The sequence below is a fragment of the Myxococcus dinghuensis genome, assembly GCF_024198235.1.
GTDB classification, from domain to species: Bacteria; Myxococcota; Myxococcia; order Myxococcales; family Myxococcaceae; genus Myxococcus; species Myxococcus dinghuensis.
Genome location: NZ_JAKCFB010000003.1, coordinates 192,136 through 211,139 on the forward strand (window position 1 = coordinate 192,136; position 19,004 = coordinate 211,139).

Consider the following 19,004-nt stretch of genomic DNA (forward strand, 5'->3'; position numbering starts at 1 on the left):
CCCGTGACACGCCGTCCCCCCGCTCGCCCTCTGGGCGGCCTCATGGAGCAAGCCCATGGATTTCAAGACCGCGGACCTGTGTGACACCCACTCGAGCACCCCCGGCTTCCAGGTGGCGGAGCCCGGGTTCCACGACTACGGCGGTCGCAAGTCCTTCTCCGGCCCCGTCAGCACCGTCCGCGCCCCGGAGGACAACTCCCTGGTGCGCAAGGCCCTGGAGGAGCCCGGCCAGGGCCGCGTCCTCGTCGTGGACGGTGGCGCGAGCCGTCGCTGCGCGCTGGTGGGAGACCAGCTCGCCCTGCTCGCGCAGCGCAACGGCTGGGCGGGCGTCGTGGTCAACGGCTGCATCCGCGACTCGGTCGAGGTGGGCCGCACCGAGGTGGGCGTGAAGGCCCTGGGAACCCATCCCCTCAAGAGCGGCAAGCGCAACGAGGGGCAGCGCGACGTGGAGGTCCGCTTCGCGGGCATCACCTTCCGCCCCGGCCAGTTCCTCTACGCGGACGAGGACGGCATCGTCACGGCGGACAAGGCGCTGGGCTGAGTCCGCCACGCGCTCCGGGGCCAGACGAGGACGGTGGCGTCGGCGCTCCCCGAGGCCAGCCACTCACCGTCCCGCGAGAAGGCCAGGGCCTGGATGCCCGCGAGGTGTCCGTGCAGCGTGGCCAGGAGCGCCCCGTCGCGCCCCCAGACCCGGACCTGGCCCTCGATGTCCCCCGTCGCGACCAGGCTGCCATCCGCCGAGAGCGCGACGGCCCAGGTGAAGACACTCGCGCCCAGCCTCACTTCCCGCCCCGGGCATGACAGGTCGACGAGGACGACGTCGCGGTAGTCCTCCTGGAGGACCAACACACCTTCGTCCGGAGCGAGGCACAGGAGCCGTGCGCGCTGGCGCCGGCCGATGACCACCGGGCGATAGGTGCCCCTCTTCACGTCCCAGAGCTTGCTCGTCCACCGTCGCGTCCCGTCGTCCACGCTCCACGCGTTCACGACCAACAACCATCGGCCGCCTCGGGAGACGGCGCTGATGCGTGTGCCGAGCCGCTCGCATACCTCTCCGACCCGAAGCCCCGTCCGGGTGTCGGTCACCCTCAGCCAGGCGTCGCCGTGCTCCTCGTGGACCTGCGCGAAGGCGCTGCCATCGTCCGCCCAGACCGCGCTGTAGACATCACACCCATCGGAGAGCTCCGTCGTCTCCTCCGACAACGGGTCGAACAGGAACCTCTCCCGAAAGCCCATCACCACACAGGCGCGCCCCGCGCTCAGGAACATCCGATGCGGGTACTCCGGGAGCTGGGGCACATAGCGCACCTGACGTCCCGAATCATGCTCCCAGACCCGCAGGCCTCCGTCCGCGCAGAACGTCACGAGGTGCCGCCCATCGTCCGCGAACGAAAGGTGCGTGACCAGATGGTGGTGCGCCTGCTCCGGAACGACGCGCCACGCCTCCAGGTCCACCAGGAGCACGCAAGCGGCGTCCCTCGCGAAGGCGACCCATCGTCCGTCGGGTGAAACCCCGGGTCGCCACCTCGTCGCCGCGGTTTCACACGGCAATCGCAGCCACCGCTCCAACTGCTCTCCGCGTGAGACAACCAGGCGTTGATTCACGATGCGCATCTGACGCCCGTCGGGCAGGGGCCATGTCGGCGCGGGGGAATGGGCCCGCACGACCTCCTCCACCAGAACGCCGGTCCGGACCGCATAGGTCCGCACGCGGTTCTTCTCGCGCTCGGTCTCCAGGTATCGACACTGGATGGAGTCGCCCTCCGCGGAGAACACCGCCCAGGAATAGGGACCGTCCACGGCGCCGTCCACCTGCCAGCGTGGCGTCCATTCACGGGCGTCGAAGACAGACAAGCGCGTGAGCCGTTCACCGTGCTCCAGCATCAGGACACAGGAACCGTCGGGTGAGAAGGACAGCTCGGCCGGAGCGCCCGGGCTGTCGGGCAGCGACACATGTTTCACCAACGTCTCGGTGGGCACATCGAAGACCACGAAGCCGTTCGGCCGCTCCGTCGCCGCCAGCAACGTGGTGCCGTCCGGAGACAGCGCCAGCCGCCGGCCGCCGCTGCCTGGCACTCGCCAACACCGCAGCACCGCTCCGCGAGGGACGTCCCACAGCCGCATGGCGCCGTCCATGCTCAAGGTGACGACACGTTCGGGGGACACGAACCGGGCGGCCATCACGGGCTGCTCATCCGCCTCCAGCACTCGCAGCTCACGCCCGTCCACGGGGTCCCACACCCGCGCGGAGCAATCCCCCGCGGTGACGAGCGCTCGTGAATCCGGGGAGAAGGAGACCGAGGACAACGACCCGAGCGACTTCCCCGAACCGAAGCGGTGCAGATAGCGCACGGTGCCGCAGCGACTGTGCGCGAGCTCGGGGAGCACATCTCCCCAGGCGTCGAGTCGACCATCCCTTCCATCCGACGTCGTCATCGACGGGTCATCCCTCCCAGGCCCGCGAGGGCCAGATGAGCGCCACCGCATCCGCCCCACCCGAAGCCAGGAAGTCCCCTCGTGGGGAGAAGGCCAGGGCGGTGACAGTCCCCCTGTGGCCCTCCAGCGAGGCCAGGAGCCGCCCGTCGATGCTCCAGACCTGGACCCGCCCATCCGTGTCCCCCGTGGCCAGCAGGGTCCCCTGCTCCGCGAAAGCGAGGGTCCAGAAGCGCGAGGCACAGCGCAGGTGGACGCGGCGCTCCGGATACGCGAACTCCACGAGGGACAGCACGCCCGGCGCCGCCTCGAGCACGAGCGTTCCCTCATCCGGGGTGAAGCCCCATGTCCTCTGCCCACGGGGAATTCGCAGCGTGCGCCAGCGTGCGCCGAGAGACAGGTCCCACAGCCGCAGGTCAACGAACCCTCCTGGCAACTCGTCACCCACCGTCACCACGCGCGCCCCCGTCCGAGATACCGCGTGGAGCGACGCGTCTCCGGACTCCACGAGAACGTTCCACAGACAGCGCCCATCGCGGGTGTCACAGACCCGCAGGCGCATATCGGGGCCAGCGTGGACCAGCTCCGCGAGGATGAACCGGTCGTCGGACCATGCCGCTGACGCGACGTTACGACTGCTCACCAGCTCCACTTCCGTGTGGTGCATGAAGTCGACGAGGAGTCGCCCCCCCTGGAGATGCGACACCTCGAAGACGCGTCCCCCGCTGAGTTGGACCGAGTCCATGCTCGTCCCGGAGAAGGAACGACAGCCCACCTCGCGTCCGGACTGAGGGAACCAGGCGCGAACGGAGCCATCCTGGGCGAAGGTCGACAACACGGTCGGCTCGTCCTTCGAGAACGTGAGCTGAGACACCGCCGTGCGGTGCGCGTGCTCCGGGACCATGCGACGCGTCTCCAGGTCCAGCAGCACCACGGAGGAGTCGTCTCGTGCGAACGATGCCCATCGCCCATCGGGGGACACAGCCACGTTCCGGTCATCACCTCGCAGGTCGCCAGGCAATGACATCCACCGCTCGAGGCAGGCCCCCCGGTAGACGAGGAGCCGGTCTGGTAGCAGCCGCACCTTCCGCCCATCCGGCAATGGCAGGGAGGGACCTGCCTCCCTCTGGACCTCGACCTCGGCGACGCTCTCGCCCGTCCGGGCCGCGTGCGTGCGGATGTAACAACGCCACTCGACGCCCGTGCGTCGGGTGTGGATGAAGGCGCTGTCCTCGGAGAACACCGCCCAGGGGTGTCCATACGCATACCCCTCCCGGGACCACAGCAGACTCCAGCCGGTGGTCTCGAAGACACACAGACGAACCGGCTCCAGACTCGCCTCCAACACGAGCGCGAGCGTCCCGTCGGGAGAGAACGAGAGCGAGTACGCCGGCCCGAAGCTGTTCTCCAGCTGGAGTCGCTTCACGAGCGTCCCCGTCCGCAGGTCGAAGACGACCAGGCACTCCGGTCCCTCACAGCCCGCCAGCAGCGTGTGCCCATCCGGGGAGAGCGCCAACGCGCGGACCGCATGGCCGAAGCCCCCCCACCGTGACAGCACCTCGCCCGTCGTCGCCTCCCACAGCGTCACCGCACCGCCGGCTCCACTGGCCGTGACGATGAGACCTCCAGGCACGTGGAGCGCGGCATGTATCGGCCGCTCACCGTCGCGCAGGACGAGCACCTCCCGTCCCGTCTCGATATCCCAGACGCGCGCGGAGATGCCTCCCGAGGTCAGCAACCTGCGCGAGTCCTGCGAGAAGGACACCGTGCCGACACCCCGCGTACCAACGTCCTTCTCTCGGGGGTGCCAGTAGCGCACCGTCCCACAGCGGCCATGCGCCTGCACGGGAAGAGGGTCTCCAAAAACGTCCAGCCGGGGCAGGGTCGGGTCCGGTTCGGGCATGTCGGGGTGAACGCCAGCGACGGACGATTCCCGCCAACCTGACGAACACCGCACGCCAACCCATGACATCCCGCGTCGAACCGACCCCGCACGTTCCGCTTCGCGAAACACAATCAGCCCAAACCCAATCACCCATTCCGCCATGCGGAACCCATCCGAAAGACACCTCACGAGCGTTCCGCATCGCGAAAAACAGCCACCGATTTCCAGGTGGATGTCTTTCAACTTCCAACACTGATGGCTACTGTGCCCGCCACGAAGCTGACGGGGAGGTTGCGATGCAACGACTCGTGGTCGGACTCCTGGTAGCGACGCTCGGACTGGTGGCCTGCAAGAAGGAAGAGGCTTCGACGCCGAAGCCAGAGGAGGCCGCCGCGCGCGCGCAGCCGGCCTCGGACGTCAAGACAGACAAGGGCGTCGACGTGGAGAAGAAGGTCGTCTACATCGGCGCGCTCAACGACGAGAGCGGCCCGGGTGCGGCCATCGGCAAGCCCTTCGCCGCGGGCAAGCGCCTGCTGGCGAAGCAGGTGAACGCGGGTGACAGCGGCCTGCTCCCCGCGGGGTGGACCATCGAACTCGTCGAGCGCGACCACGCCTACAACCCGCAGAACGCGGTGCAGGCGTACAGCGACATCCACGACAACGTGCTGTTCCTCGGCACCAGCTTCGGCACACCCAACACCCTGCCCCTGCGCGACAAGCTGACCGCGGACGGCCTGGTGGCCTTCCCCGCGTCGCAGTCGTCGGAGATGGCGCGACACGAGTACACGCCGCCCATCGGCGCGTCGTACAAGCTGGAGGCGATGCGCGCCATGGACTGGGCCGTCGAGCATGCCGGCGGCGCGGCCAAGGTGAAGGCCGCCATCGTCGCGCAGGGCGACGACTACGGGAAGGACGGCCTGGAAGGCTGGGCGGAGGCCGCGAAGTTCCACGGCGTCACCATCGTGTCGCAGCAGAGCGTCGCCCCGGGCCAGAAGGACTTCGCCGCCGTCGTCACCGCGCTGAAGGCCTCCGGCGCCAACTACGTGCTGCTCACCGTGCTGCCCGGCGCGTCCGGCCCCATCCTCGGCACCGCCGCCCAGCTCAAGTACCTGCCCAACTGGGTGGGCCAGACGCCCGCCTGGGTGGACCGCTTCTTCGACCCCAAGGTCATCCCGCCCCCGGTCTTCACGAACTTCTACTGGGCCACGGGCCTCACCTTCTGGGGCGACGACGTGCCGGGCATGAAGGACTTCCTCGCGCTCCACGCGAAGTATCCGGACACGCCCAGGGACTTCTACACGCTGTCCTCCTACGTCCAGGGCCGCATCCAGTTGGAGGCCCTCCAGGCGGCCATCGAATCGAAGGACGTCACCCGCGCCGGCTACCTCAAGGCCCTCAAGGCCCTGAACACGACCGCGGGCGGCATGACGGCGGAGCCGGTGAACCTCTCCCGCTTCCCGTACGAGACGGCCGTCGACGTCCGCGTGCTCAAGCCCGTGCTCGACCAGGGCACCTGGAGCGTCGTCGCGGGCTACGCCGCGCCCAAGGCCCTGAGCCCCCCCACGCCCCGGGCCGCCGATGTCAGCAAGTAGTCCACCGCTGCTGCGCGTCCAGAACCTCCAGGTCGTCTACCACTCCGTGGTGCGCGCGCTCCGGGGCATCACCCTGGAGGTGCCCACGCGAGGCGTGGTGGCGCTCCTGGGGCCCAACGGCGCGGGCAAGTCCACCGCGCTGCGCGCCATCAGCGGCCTGCTGGACCTGCACGACGGCGCCATCACCCAGGGACACATCGAGCTGAGCGGCCAGAGCCTGCTGCCCCTGGCCGCGGACGGCCGCGTGCGCGCGGGCGTGGTGCAGGTACTGGAGGGCCGCCGCATCCTCGACGCGCTCTCCGTGGAGGAGAACCTGCTCGCAGGCGGCTTCGGCATGGGCCCCCAGGCGCGCCGCGAACTCGTGGAGTCCGCCTTCACGCGCTTCCCCCTGCTGCGCGAGCGCCGCCGCCAGCCCGCGGGCTACCTGTCCGGCGGCGAGCAGCAACTGCTCGCCATCTGCCGGGGCCTGATGCGCCGCCCGCGCGTGCTGCTCCTGGACGAGCCCTTCCTCGGCCTGTCCCCCAAGGCGGTGGGCGAGGTGGCGGAGCTGATTCGCCACATCAGCGACGAGGGCGTGTCGGTGCTGCTGGTGGAGCAGAACGCGAAGGTGGCGCTGGGCCTCGCCAGCCACGGCTACGTCCTGGAGACGGGCAAGGTGGTGCTGGACGGCCCCGCCGAGCAACTGCGCGAGGACCCGGACGTCCAGGAGTTCTACCTGGGCTTCGGCCGCGAGGGGCAACGCGGCTACCACGAGCTGAAACGCTATCGCCGCAAGCGGCGCTGGCTGTCGTGAGGAGAGCCATGGCCCTGCTCGAGCTCGACAACGTCGGCCTGTCCTTCTCCGGAGTCCGCGCCCTGGATGGCGTCAACTTCGCCATCGAGGCCGGCGCGCTGCACGCCGTGATTGGCCCCAACGGCGCCGGCAAGAGCAGCCTCTTCAACTGCATCAGCGGCATCCACCGTCACATGGAGGGCCGGGTGTGGCTGGACGGCAAGGACCTCACGGGCGTGGGCCCCACGCGCATCGCGCACCTGGGCGTGGCGAGGATGTTCCAGAACCTGGCGCTCTTCGAGCACCTGACGGTGTTGGAGAACCTCCTGCTCGGCCGACACACGCGCTACCGCACGGGCCTGCTCGCGAACCTGTTCTGGACGCGCCGCGCGCGCGAGGAGGAGATACGTCACCGCGAGAAGGCGGAGGAGGTCATCGACTTCCTCGACCTGGAGCACTTCCGGTGGATGCCGGTGGCGGTGCTCCCGTACGGCATCCGCAAGCGCGTGGAGCTGGGCCGCGCGCTGTGCATGGAGCCGCGCCTGCTCCTGCTCGACGAGCCCACCGCCGGCCTCAACCAGGAGGAGACGGAGGACATGGCCAACCACCTGCTCGACATCCGCCACGAGCTGGGCGTGACGCAGGTCCTCATCGGCCACGAGCTGCGCTTCGTGATGGACCTGGCCACGCAGGTGACGGTGCTGGACCGGGGGCGCGTCATCGCGAACGGGCCGCCGGCGTCGCTGCGCGAGGACGCGCGCGTCTTGAGCGCCTACGTCGGCGGGACGGTGGCGGCATGAGCGCCACGCTGCCCATGACGCTGGCGGGCCAGCTCTGGCTCCAGGCGGAGCAGCGCCCCCTCGCGGTCGCCATCCGCGAGAAGCACCGCGGCCTGTGGAAGGAGCTGTCCTTCCGCGACTACCTGGACCGCGTGGGCTGGGTGGCCCGCGTGCTGTGGGAGCTGGGGGTACGGGCGGGGGACTCCGTCGCCATCCTCAGCGACAACCGGCCGGAGTGGCTGTTCATGGACCTGGGCGCGCAGGTGCTCGGCGCGCGCTCGGTGGGCATCTACCAGACGAACCCCGCCGCGGACGTCGCCTTCATCCTCGAGGACGCGCGCTGCGCCGTCGTCCTCTGCGAGGACCAGGAGCAATACGACAAGGTCGCCGCCGTGGCGGCCGAGACGCCCTCCGTCCGCCACGTCGTCGTCCTCGAGATGCGCGGACTGCGCGGCGTGGAGGACCCCCGCCTCCAGCCGTGGTCCGACTTCCTGGAGCGAGGCCGCGTGCTGCTGGCGATAACGCCCGGGTGGCTGCGCGAGCAGCTCGCCCAGCGCTCGCCGGACGAGGCGGCCATGGTCATCTACACGTCCGGCACGACGGGGACGCCCAAGGGGGCGCTCGTCTCCAGCCGCAACATGCTCCAGGGCTCGGAGCTGTTCGTCGAGCGGCTCGGCCTGGGCCCCGGGGACAGCGTCGTCTCCTACCTGCCCTTGTGCCACGTGGCGGAGAAGCTGTTCAGCCTGCTGTTGCCGCTCGTCGTGGGGGGCAAGGTCCACTTCGGAGAAGCACTGGAGACGGTGCAGCACGACGTGGCCGAGGTGTCCCCCACCGTGTTCCTCGGCGTGCCGCGCATCTGGGAGAAGATGCACGCGGCGGTGCTGGTGAAGATGAAGGACGCGTCGTGGCTCAAGCGCACGCTCTTCACCACCTTCACCCGGCTGGGCGGCCAGATTCGCGAGCGGCGCCGCGACGGCCGGCGCCGGTGGTGGGATCCGCTGGTGTGGTTCGTGGGGGACCTGCTCGTCTTCCGCCCGCTCCAGGAGCGGCTGGGGCTGCGACGCTGTCGCCTCCCCATCTCCGGCGCGGCGCCCATCTCCCCGGAGCTGCTCGCGTGGTTCGACGGCATCGGCGTGTCCATCCACGAAGGCTATGGCCAGACGGAGAGCGCGGGCACCAGCCACATCAACCTCCCGGACGCCACGCGGCTGGGCACCGTGGGGCGCACCTCGCCGGGGGTGGAGTGTCGCATCGCCGGGGACGGCGAGGTGCTCATCCGCGGCGCCAACGTCTTCCTCGGCTACCTCAACCGCCCGGACGCCACGGCGGAGGTGCTGGGCGAGGGCGGCTGGCTGCACACCGGGGACCTGGGTGAAGTCGACGCGGACGGCTACCTGCGCATCACCGGCCGAAAGCGCGAAATCCTCATCACCTCCGGAGGGAAGAACCTCTCCCCCGAGCGCATCCAGAACGCGCTGAAGAACAGCCCGTACATCAAGGAGGCGGTGGCCATCGGCGACCGTCGGCCCTTCGTCACCGCGCTGGTGCAGGTGGACCCGGAGACGGTGGCCGACTGGGCGATGCGCCGTCGCATCGGCTTCACCTCGTACACGGACCTCACCCAGCGGCCCGAGGTGCGCAAGCTCATCGACGAGGAGGTGGCCCGCGCCAACGAGGGCCTCGCCCGCGTGGAGCAGGTGCGGACCTTCCGGCTGCTGGCCCGGGAGATGACCCAGGACGCAGGCGAGGTGACCGCGTCGCTCAAGGTGCGGCGCAAGGCGGTGCTCGAGCTGCACGCGGCGTTGGTGGAAGAGATGTACGCGAGGACACGCGAATGACCCAGTTGCTCCAGCTCGGCATCTCCGGTCTCGCGCTCGGCGCGAGCTACGCGCTCATCGCGCTGGGCTTCTCGGTGGTGTACCGGGCCTCCCGGCTCTTCAACTTCGCGCACGGCGAGCTGCTCAGCCTGGGCGCGTTCCTGATGACGGCGCTCGCGCAGGTGCTGCCCTGGTGGCTGGCGCTCGCCGCCACTGCCGCGCTCACCGGCGGGTTGGCCGCCCTGCTGGAGCGCGCGGTGCTGCGCCGCATGGTGGGCCGCCCCGTCTTCACCACCATCATCCTCACGCTGTTCCTCGGGCTGCTGCTGCGCGCGGGAATCGTCATCGCCTTCGGCGCGGACACCCGCGGCATGCCCACGCCGTGGGACGCCATGGCGGAGGTGCAACTGGGCGACTCCACGGTGCTCCTGTCGTCGCTGGTTTCACTGGGCGCGACCACCGTCGTGCTCGTGGGGCTGCACGGGCTGGTGCAGCGCACGCCGCTGGGCGTGGCGATGCGCGCGTCGAGCGAGAACCAGGAGGTGGCGCTGTCGCTGGGCATCCCCGTGGGACGCGTGCTCGGCTTCACCTGGTTCCTCGCGGGCGCGACGGCGGCGGTGGCCGGCGTGTTCCTGGGGATGTTCCCGCGCTCGGTGGACTCGAACCTGGGCTACGTCGCGCTGCGCGCGTTCCCCGCCATCATCGTGGGCGGGCTGGAGTCCGTGGTGGGCGCGGTGGTGGCCGCGTTCGTGCTGGGCCTCCTGGAGGTGCTGTCGCAAGCCTATGTGAACCCGCACCTGGGCGCCTTCGGGCACAACTTCCACGCCGTCTTCCCCTACGCCGCGATGATCCTCTTCCTGGTCCTGCGTCCGCGTGGGCTGTGGGGGGAGCACGAGGTGCGCCGCGTCTAGTGCGCGCGCTCGCGAGACGACCCATGCCGACCCGCCCCCTGGTGATTCGCTACGAAGACGACCTGAAGCTGCTGCCCGGCGCGTGGCACAAGGCCGGCGCGGTGCTCGCGGTGGCAGTCGCCCTGGCCTATCCGTGGCTGGCCAGCGCGCGCTGGCTCACGGTGGGCAACCTGGGGCTGGTGGCCATCGTCGGCGCGGCGGCGTTGATGGTGCTCACGGGCTTCGCCGGACAGGTGAGCCTGGGACACGCGGCCTTCCTCGCCTTGGGCGCGTACGCGGTGGCGGTGCTCGGCGGGAAGCTCGGGTGGCCCTTCTGGCTGGCGCTGCCCTTCGCGGGGGGACTGTCCGCGCTGGTCGGCGTGGTCATCGGCGCGTTCGCGCTGCGGCTCAAGGGGCTCTACCTGGCCATCGTCACGCTGGGGTTGGTGTTCCTCACCCAGCACGTGCTGCTCGCCTACCCGGACGTGACGAACGGCCTCAGCGGCACGGCCGTGCCCATGTCGTGGTGGTTCCGCGACGAGACGGGCGCGGGCGGGGTGCCGCTGGGAGGCACGTGGACGGTGGGCGGGGTGCGGCTCACGTTCGAGCGGAAGCTGTACTTCGTGTTCCTGCTCCTGTCGGGCGGCGCGGTGTGGCTGACGCGCAACGTGCAGCGCTCCGACAGCGGCCGGGCGATGATGGCGGTGCGGGACCAGGACCTGGCGGCGGAGGTGCTCGGCGTCGACACGACGCGGGCGAAGCTCCAGGCCTTCGGGGTGTCTTCCTTCCTGGCGGGGGTGGCGGGGGCGATGTTCGCCTTCCAGCAGCAATACATCACGGTCGAGCCGCCCTTCGACCTGAACCTGTCCATCCAATACATCGCGATGATCGTCCTCGGCGGCGTGGGCTCCGTGTTCGGCGCGGTGAGCGGCGCGCTGGCCTTCACGTTCCTGAGCCCGCTGGCGGAGACGGTGGGCGGCGCGGTCCCGCTGCTAGACCAACTGACGTCGGCGCAGCAGGCGACGGTGTTGTTGTCGGGGGTGGTGGTGCTCGTGCTGGTGCGCGAGCCGCTGGGGCTGTTCGGGGTGTGGCTGCGGGTCCGGCGGTACTTCCAGGCGTGGCCCTTCCGTTACTGAGGCCCGCCATGACGATGACGTTCCACTGAGGGAGGGAGACTCACCATGAAGCGCATGCTGCTTACCGTCCTGTTCGTGTCGCTCCTGTCCGCGTCCGGTGCCGAGGCCCAGCAGCCGGACCTGCGTGACTACGAGGCGGGCTTTTTCGTCCCGCACCGAGGCGTCATCACCAACATGTACCTGCGTCACGTCTCCGCCTCCGGTGAGCGGGACTTCTCGCAACTCCAAGCCGCGTTCCGCGCCACGTACGTGTTGAAGTTCGCGGACCTGGTCGTCGTCCCGCTCGACGTGAGCCTGCCGGTGGTGGACGTCACGGTGTTCCAGGCCAACCCGGCCACGCCCGCGGGCCCGAAGACGGCGCTGCGAGCCTCGGGTGTGGGCGACATCACGTACATCCCGACGATTGGCTATGGGCTGGTCCAGAACGCGGAGATCAACACGCACACGTGGTTCGCGTTCACGCCCTACGTCACGATTCCGACGGGCAGCTATGACAGCACCCGGTTCGTCAACATCGGCGCCAACCGCTGGGTGGTACGTCCGCAGCTCGTCGTGGGCCAGCGCTTCATGAAGGCGTTCACCGCGGAGGCCATGGTGAACATGGCGTTCCAGGGAGACAACGACGAGTACCTGCTGCCCACGACGGAGGGGGCGGCGAAGGTGACGCTGAGCCAGGCCCCCACGTTCGGCGGCATCTTCCACCTGGGCATGGACCTGTCCCCCACGTTCTTCACTGGCGTGGGCTACCTCATCGACAAGGCGGGCAAGCGCACCGTGGAGACGGGCGCGGGTGAGCTGCAGATCGCCCCCAGCCAGACGGTGCAGTCGCTGCGGCTGACCATGGGCATCCGCCTGGAGAAGGCCTCCACGCTGATGCTCCAGTTCCAGCCGGACATCGACGTGTCGGAGGGCGTGACGAAGAGCCAGTACGTGGGCGCGCGCTTCACGCACGTGTTCTTCTGAGAGGCCTGGGGGGTCGTCGCGGCGTGTCCCGCTCCGACGGCCCCACCAGCACGCGTCCTGGCGAGCCCTGCCCGGCCCCGCCACACTTGACGACGAAAGTGGCTGCTGCTACTTGCCGCCGTCAGCAAGGGGAGTAGTTCACGCCGGGAATCAGCGGCGTAGGGATGCTCGACACACTGGCCCACCCCGGCCCGGGCACCCACCTCGGCAGTGCGCGAGGCGAACGAGACCTTCGGACAGGTACCAACCTGGCCGAGGTCGTTCGTGCGCGCGGTCTGGCCTCACACGAGCCCCTCGGCCCCAACGTGGCGCGAGGTGCAGTGGTGTTCGAGGCAATCTTCGGTTCATTCGTTCTCGTGGCGGCCAGTGAGATGGGCGACAAGACCCAGCTCCTGGCCTTCTCGCTGGCGTCCCGCTTCCGCCGCCCCTGGGTGGTCATCACGGGCATCCTCATCGCCACCCTGGCCAACCACGCGCTCGCGGCGACGCTCGGGACCTGGGTGTCGTCGCATGTGTCGCCGCGCGTCATGGCGGGCATCCTCGCGGTGCTCTTCATCGGCTTCGGCTTGTGGACGCTCAAGCCGGACACGCTGGACGAGACGCAGAACACGGGGCGCTTCGGCGCGCTCCTCACCACCATCGTCCTCTTCTTCCTCGCGGAGATGGGAGACAAGACCCAGTTCGCCACGGTGGCGCTCGCGGCCCGCTATCAGTCCATCTCCCTGGTCACGTTCGGCACGACCTTCGGAATGCTCGCCGCCAACGGGCCCGCCGTGTTCCTGGGCGACAAGCTCGCGAACAAGGTCCAGATGAAGTGGGTGCGCTGGTTCGCCGCCTCCCTGTTCTTCATCTTCGGCCTCTTGTCGCTGTGGGCCGCGCTCCACGGAGGCATCGACACCTCCGCGGCCATGTCGAACGCCACGCCCTGACCCTCCGTCCGGGGCAGGCGCACCCTCGAAGGTGCTAGCATCCGACGCCAGGAGGCACGGCTCACCACACGGGGTGGACCGCGCAGGAGGGCTTCGCGGACGAAGTCCTTCGAGGGTTGGCGTCACGCGAAGGGGGACAGGCCCGTCATGAGCACCACGAACGTCTTCACCATCGTCGCCTTCACCGGTGGAACCCTGCTGGGAATCACCGGCGTCTTGGGCATGCTCGTCTTCTCGGGTGCCTCGAAGCACGGCGCGTGGCTGCCCTGGCGGGACTGGTGGCGATACCTGTTCACCTTCGGCCCTGTCCGGGTGCGGCGCTGGCAGCTCCTCGGCATGGGGTGGTTCCTCGGGTGCGCGGCGCTCTCGCTGGTCTTCATCTTCGGGGTGATGGTCCTCGGCAGGGCCGTGCTCGGCCCCACCTGAACGCCGCCGGAACAGGGCCCGCCACCGAGCAGCCCTTCCCGCCCTCAGAAGAGCACGACGCCCCGGGCATTCACGCCGCTCTTCATGTCCGCGAACGCCCGGTCGAGCTGGTCCAGCTTGTACGTCGTCGTCACCAGCTCATCGAGCTTGAGCCGGCCCTCCCGGTAGAGCTCCAGGAGCCGGGGCATGTCCTTGTGGACGTCCGCCGTGCCGAACCACGAGCCGAGCAGCCGCTTCTCGAACAGCGGCAGGACGAAGACGTTGAGGGAGATCTGCTCCTTCACGCTGCCCACACCGACGACGACACACGTGCCCGCCTTGCGCGTGCACAGGTAGGCCTGCTCGATGGTCTCCTTGCGGCCCACGGCTTCATAGGCGTAGTCCGCGCCGCGCCCGCGCGTCAGCTCGCGAATCGCGGCCACCGGGTCCCCCGTGCTCGCGTCCACGACGTCCGTGGCGCCGAACACCTTGGCGAACTCCAGCTTCTTCGGGTTCACGTCCACCGCGATGATGCGCTCCGCCTTGGCGAGCACCGCGCCCTGGATGATGTTCAACCCCACACCGCCGGTGCCGAACACCGCCACCGTCGCCCCCGGCGGCATCTGCGCCGTGTTGAATACGGCACCCACGCCCGTGGCCACCGCGCAGCCAACCAGCGCGGCCTTGTCGAGCGGCGCATCCTCCGGCAACCGCACCGCCGCCCGGGCCGGTACCACCGCGTACTCCGCCAGCGCCCCCAGCGCGGAGAAGACGTTCAACTCGCGCGTGTCCTTGTAGAGCCGCGTGCTCCCGTCCGGCATCCGGTTGCCCGCGTTGATGCGCTCGCCCAGCTCACACAGGTTCGGACGTTGGATGCGACAGAAGTAGCACTCGCCACACTGGGCCACCCACGACAGGACGACCTTGTCGCCCTTCTTCACGTGCGTGACCTCCTCGCCGACCTCCTCGACGATGCCCGCGCCCTCGTGCCCCAGCACACAGGGCAGCTTCATCTTCACGGTGCCATTCAGCACGGAGAGGTCCGTGTGGCACACGCCACACGCCACCATGCGCACGAGCAGCTCGCGCGCTCGCGGGGGCTCGAAGCGCACGTCGTCGATGGTCAACACGTCCTTCTCGAAACACACGGCGGCCTTCATGAGGGGGCTCCTGGGTCGAAGAGGCACAGCGGGGGGAGTCAGAGCTGGATGGCCTTCAGTTCCTGGAACTCCTCCAGCCCGTACCGGCCCAGCTCGCGACCGTTGCCGGACTGGCGGTAGCCCCCGAACGGCGCCAGCGGGTTGAAGCGCCCGCCATTGACGTCCACCTGGCCGGTGCGCAGTCGCCGGGCGACGCGCTTCGCGCGCTCCACGTCCTCGGACCAGACGCCACCCGCGAGTCCGTAGATGGTGCCGTTCGCGATGCGGACCGCGTCGTCCTCGTCCGCGTAGGGGAGGATGGCCAGCACCGGGCCGAAGACCTCCTCCTGCGCGAGGGTCATCTCCGGCGTGACGTCCGCGAACACCGTGGGCTTCACGTAGTAGCCACGGGGCAGCCCCTCGGGCTGTTCCGGGCCGCCCGCGACGAGCCGCGCGCCCTCGCGGAGCCCCAGCTCGATGTACTGACGCACCCGCGCGCGCTGCGTGTGGGAGATGACGGGCCCCAGCTTCGCCTCGTTCTTGAACGGGTCTCCGACGGTGAACGTCGCCGCCGTCTCCGCTGCGATCCTGGCCGCCTCCTCGTGCTGCGCGCGCGGCACCAGCAGGCGCGTATGGGCCGTGCACGTCTGCCCGGAGTTGAGGAAGCAGTTGCCCACGCTCCGCTTCACCGCGTCCTTGAGGTTCGCGTCATCGAGGATGATGGACGCCGACTTGCCGCCCAGCTCCAGCGCCACGCGCTTGACGGTGGCCGCGGCCAGCTCCGACACCCGGCGGCCCGCGCGCGTCGAGCCCGTGAAGGACACCATGTCCACCTCCGGGTGGCTGGCGAGCGCCTCGCCCACGCCCTGCCCCGTACCGGAGACGAGGTTGAAGACGCCCGCCGGGACACCCGCCGCGTGGAGGATGTCCGCGAAGAGGAAGGCGTTGAGCGGCGCCACCTCGCTGGGCTTCAGCACGAGGGTGCAACCCGCGGCCAACGCGGGCGCCACCTTCGCGACGATTTGATGGAGGGGGTAGTTCCACGGGGTGATGCAGCCGACGACCCCCACGGGCTCGCGGACCACCAGGGAGTTGCCCACCTGCTCCTCGGAGGAATGCTCCTGGAGGAGCTTCACGTACGAACCCGTCACCGCGATGGGTACCCCCACCTGGATGGCCTTGGACAACCCCAGCGGCATCCCCACCTCGCCGGTGATGGTCCACGCCAACTCCTCCTGTCGCGCCATCAGGCCCTCCTGGACCCGATTCAGCACTTCGACGCGCGCAACCACCGGCAACGCCGCCCAGGCGTCGAAGGCGGCTCGCGCCGCGCCCACCGCGCGGTCCACGTCCTCCCTCGTGCCCTCGGGGATGCGCCCCATCACCTCCTCCGTGGAGGCGCTGTACACATCGATGTGCCCCGAGCCCCGAGGCGCCACCCACTCCCCCCCGATGAAGAGCTTGTCGAAGACCTGCATGTGATTCTCCTCTCGTCTCGTCTGAGTAAACGACAGTGGATTGAAGAAGCGGGCGCGTCCTCAGACGCGCTCCAGGACCGCGGCGATGCCCTGTCCCACGCCGATGCACATGCTCACGAGCGCATGCCGGCCACCGGCCACCTGGAGCTGTCGCGCGGCCGTCAGCGCCAGCCGGGCCCCAGAGGCCCCGAGCGGATGCCCCACGGCGATGGCGCCCCCGTTGGGGTTCACCCGGCTGTCGTCCGCGTCGAGCTCGAGCAGCTTGAGGCACCCCAGCACCTGGGGCGCGAAGGCCTCGTTGATTTCGATGACCGAGACGTCCCCGAGCGACAAGCCCGCGCGCTCCAGCGCCTTGCGCGCGGCCGGGACGGGCCCCAGGCCCATCGTGCGAGGAGGCACCCCCGCGATGGCGGCCGACACGATGCGCGCCAGCGGCTTGCACCCCGCGCGCTCCCCCACCCCGAGGCTGCCCACCAGCAGCGCCGCCGCGCCGTCGTTGATTCCGGAGGCATTGCCCGCCGTGACGACGCCGTCCTCCGCGAGCGCCTTCAACGAGGCCAGCTTGTCGAGCGACGAGTCGGGGCGGGGATGCTCATCCACCGTCACCGTCGTGACGGCGCCACGGCGCCCCGGCAACTCCACGGGCACCAGCTCCCCGTTGAAGAAGCCTCGCGCCTTCGCCGCCGCGTACTTCTGCTGCGAGGCCCACGCGAACCGGTCGCTCGCCTCGCGGCCGATGCCCAGCTCACGGGCCACGTTGTCCGCCGTCTCCGGCATCGTGTCCCCGCCGTAGCGGGCGACGAGCCGGGGATTGGGGAAGCGCGCGCCCAGCGTGGTGTCGAAGACCTGCGCGTCTCGGCTGTACGCGGACTCCGCCTTGGCCAGGGCGAAGGGCGCGCGGCTCATGCTCTCCACCCCTCCGGCGACGAACAACTCGCCCTGCCCCGCCAGCACGGCGCGCGCGGCGTCGAGGACCGCCGCCAACCCGCTGCCGCACAGCCGGTTGACCGTCACGCCGCCAGCCTCCACGGGCAGGCCCGCGAGCAGCGCCGCGTGTCGGGCCACGTTGCGGCTGTCCTCACCCGCCTGGTTCGTGCAGCCGATGACGACGTCCTCCACGTCGCCGGGCTCGAAGGGGCCGCGCGACATCAGCGCGCGGATGACTCCGGCCAGCAGCTCGTCGGGGCGGACCGGGGCCAGGGCTCCAGCATGTCGGCCGAACGGCGTGCGCAGCCCGTCGTAGATATAGGCGCTCATCAGGTCAGCTCTCGGGGGTGAGGAGGGAGACGCCGAGCCGGGCCCGGCGCGACAACCAGGGGCTCGCGCGGTAGCGCGGGTCCCCCGACGCGGCATGAATCGCTTCCAGCACCTTCGACAGCCGGCGAGGCCCGAGCGCGTCACCCCACGCCAGCGGCCCGCGCGGATAGCCCAGCCCCAGCGTCACCGCCGCGTCGATGTCCTCCGGACTGGCGATGCGCTGCTGGGCGATGTCGCAGCCGATGTTGACCACGGTGGCGAGCACCCGCTGCGAGACGAAACCGCTGCTGTCGTGGATGCGGGACACCGCCGTGCCATCCGCCGACAGCAGCGACAGGGCCGAGTCTCGGAACCCAGGCCGGGTCACGGGGGTGGTCATCGCGGTGCGCCGGCGCTCGGGGCCGAACAACAGGTCCACCGCCACCGTGCGCTCCGGGTCCACCTCCAGCGCGAGCGCGGTGGTGGTCGCGTCCCGGCCCAGCGGCGCGACGAGGCACAGGGACTCCGGCGAGGGACGCGCACCACCATCCGGGAACCACCCCGCGGCCCGGACGATGGACACCAGCGCGTCACGCCACGCCGGCTCGTCCGCCGCCACCCACACGGGACGGCGTTCACCCTCGGGACCCCTGGGGGCTGGGACAGGCCGTTGCCTGCCCTCCTCGTACGAATAGAACCCGCGCCCGCTCTTGCGCCCGAGCAGCCCCGCGGCCAGCCGCTGACGCAGCACGTACGACGGACGGAACCGGGGCTCCTGGTAGAACTGCTCGTAGACGGACTCCATCACCGGGTGCGAGACGTCCAGCCCCGTCAGGTCCAGGAGCTCGAACGGCCCCATCCGGAAGCCAGCGGACTCGCGCAGGATGCGGTCGACCTCGTCGAACGACGCGACGCCCTCCTGGAGGATGCGCAGCGCCTCCGTACCGAAGCCGCGCCCCGCGTGGTTGACGATGAAGCCCGGCGTGTCCGCGGCGCGCACCGGGCGGTGTCCCAGGCGCTTCGCGAGGGCCACGAGCGCCTCGCCCACCCAGGGCTCGGTGCGCGCGCCCTCGATGACCTCCACCACCTTCATCAACGGCACGGGGTTGAAGAAGTGGAAGCCCCCCACCCGTCCCGGTCGCTCGCACGTCGCCGCGATGGCGGTGACGGACAGGGACGAGGTGTTGGTCGCCAGCAGGCACTCGGGCCCGACGATGCCCTCCAACCGGGTGAACAGCTCCCGCTTCACCCGCAGGTCCTCGACGATGGCCTCCACCACCCCATGGCAGCCCGCGAGCGCCGACTCCTGGGCGACCACGTGGAGCCGGGCCATGGCCGCGCGCGCGGCCTCGGCGGACATGCGCCCCTTCGTCGTCAGCGCGTCGAACGTCGCGCCGACGGAGGCCCGCGCCTCCTCCGCCGCCAGGGGGCGGCTGTCGAACAGCCGCACCGTGATGCCCGCCTGCGCGGCGAGCTGCGCGATGCCCCGCCCCATGACCCCCGTCCCCACGACCCCCAGGACGAGCCCCGCGTCGTCGACGTCGAGCATG

General features: G+C 70.2%; 16 protein-coding genes. 10 read left to right on the plus strand and 6 right to left on the minus strand.

The genetic code is table 11. The features are described 5' to 3' along the window. Positions 1 to 55 precede the first annotated feature (55 nt). Positions 56 to 541, plus strand: coding sequence for a ribonuclease E activity regulator RraA (gene rraA, locus LZ198_RS05780; RefSeq protein WP_253970869.1), 486 nt, complete (start codon positions 56 to 58; stop codon positions 539 to 541). Here rraA and LZ198_RS05785 read toward each other — a convergent pair. Both LZ198_RS05785 and LZ198_RS43380 read right to left on the minus strand, forming a co-directional pair. Next, a complete protein-coding gene (locus LZ198_RS05785) occupies positions 493 to 2,436 on the minus strand; it encodes a WD40 repeat domain-containing protein (protein ID WP_253970870.1) in 1,944 nt (647 codons plus the stop codon). The two genes, rraA and LZ198_RS05785, sit on opposite strands and share 49 nt — an antisense overlap. Before the next feature lie 7 nt (positions 2,437 to 2,443). Further along, positions 2,444 to 4,279, minus strand: coding sequence for a WD40 repeat domain-containing protein (locus LZ198_RS43380; RefSeq protein WP_253970871.1), 1,836 nt, complete (start codon positions 4,277 to 4,279; stop codon positions 2,444 to 2,446). A 335-nt stretch (positions 4,280 to 4,614) separates the two neighbouring features. Here LZ198_RS43380 and LZ198_RS05795 point away from each other — a divergent pair, with 335 nt between their 5' ends. The 9 genes from LZ198_RS05795 to LZ198_RS05835 all read left to right on the plus strand — a co-directional run bounded on the left by LZ198_RS05795 (position 4,615) and on the right by LZ198_RS05835 (position 13,622). Next, entirely contained in the window at positions 4,615 to 5,910 is a 1,296-nt protein-coding gene (locus LZ198_RS05795) for an ABC transporter substrate-binding protein (protein WP_253970872.1), read from the plus strand. After that, positions 5,897 to 6,703, plus strand: coding sequence for an ABC transporter ATP-binding protein (locus LZ198_RS05800; RefSeq protein WP_253970873.1), 807 nt, complete (start codon positions 5,897 to 5,899; stop codon positions 6,701 to 6,703). The genes LZ198_RS05795 and LZ198_RS05800 overlap by 14 nt, the downstream gene beginning before the upstream one ends. Positions 6,704 to 6,711: 8 nt before the next feature. Beyond that, the gene (locus tag LZ198_RS05805) at positions 6,712 to 7,482 is read left to right on the plus strand and encodes an ABC transporter ATP-binding protein (RefSeq protein WP_253970874.1); all 771 of its coding nucleotides are present in this window, start codon (positions 6,712 to 6,714) and stop codon (positions 7,480 to 7,482) included. Next, entirely contained in the window at positions 7,479 to 9,299 is a 1,821-nt protein-coding gene (locus LZ198_RS05810; RefSeq protein WP_253970875.1) for an AMP-dependent synthetase/ligase, read from the plus strand. The genes LZ198_RS05805 and LZ198_RS05810 overlap by 4 nt, the downstream gene beginning before the upstream one ends. Continuing rightward, the gene (locus tag LZ198_RS05815) at positions 9,296 to 10,189 is read left to right on the plus strand and encodes a branched-chain amino acid ABC transporter permease (protein WP_253970876.1); all 894 of its coding nucleotides are present in this window, start codon (positions 9,296 to 9,298) and stop codon (positions 10,187 to 10,189) included. Before LZ198_RS05810 ends, LZ198_RS05815 begins: the two co-directional genes overlap by 4 nt. Positions 10,190 to 10,212: 23 nt before the next feature. Further along, positions 10,213 to 11,304, plus strand: a complete 1,092-nt coding sequence (locus tag LZ198_RS05820; protein WP_253970877.1) for a branched-chain amino acid ABC transporter permease — start codon at positions 10,213 to 10,215, stop codon at positions 11,302 to 11,304. Between the two features lie 45 nt (positions 11,305 to 11,349). Further along, complete coding sequence (locus tag LZ198_RS05825) at positions 11,350 to 12,267, plus strand: transporter (protein ID WP_253970878.1); 918 nt, start codon at positions 11,350 to 11,352, stop codon at positions 12,265 to 12,267. Between the two features lie 323 nt (positions 12,268 to 12,590). Beyond that, positions 12,591 to 13,196 (plus strand): TMEM165/GDT1 family protein, encoded by a 606-nt coding sequence (locus tag LZ198_RS05830; protein WP_323382081.1) that lies wholly within the window; start codon positions 12,591 to 12,593, stop codon positions 13,194 to 13,196. A 147-nt stretch (positions 13,197 to 13,343) separates the two neighbouring features. Next, entirely contained in the window at positions 13,344 to 13,622 is a 279-nt protein-coding gene (locus LZ198_RS05835; RefSeq protein ID WP_253970880.1) for a hypothetical protein, read from the plus strand. Between the two features lie 44 nt (positions 13,623 to 13,666). Here the strand turns inward: LZ198_RS05835 and LZ198_RS05840 are convergent, their stop codons facing one another. The 4 genes from LZ198_RS05840 to LZ198_RS05855 are packed head-to-tail and all read right to left on the minus strand — an operon-like array spanning position 13,667 to position 19,003. Continuing rightward, positions 13,667 to 14,761, minus strand: a complete 1,095-nt coding sequence (locus tag LZ198_RS05840; RefSeq protein WP_253970881.1) for a Zn-dependent alcohol dehydrogenase — start codon at positions 14,759 to 14,761, stop codon at positions 13,667 to 13,669. Between the two features lie 38 nt (positions 14,762 to 14,799). Then, positions 14,800 to 16,218: an aldehyde dehydrogenase family protein gene (locus LZ198_RS05845; RefSeq protein ID WP_253970882.1), complete on the minus strand. Its 1,419-nt coding sequence runs from the start codon at positions 16,216 to 16,218 to the stop codon at positions 14,800 to 14,802. Positions 16,219 to 16,278: 60 nt separating this feature from the next. Next, positions 16,279 to 17,475, minus strand: coding sequence for a 3-oxoadipyl-CoA thiolase (locus tag LZ198_RS05850; RefSeq protein ID WP_323381971.1), 1,197 nt, complete (start codon positions 17,473 to 17,475; stop codon positions 16,279 to 16,281). A 4-nt stretch (positions 17,476 to 17,479) separates the two neighbouring features. After that, the gene (locus LZ198_RS05855) at positions 17,480 to 19,003 is read right to left on the minus strand and encodes a 3-hydroxyacyl-CoA dehydrogenase (protein WP_253970883.1); all 1,524 of its coding nucleotides are present in this window, start codon (positions 19,001 to 19,003) and stop codon (positions 17,480 to 17,482) included. Position 19,004 lies beyond the last annotated feature (1 nt).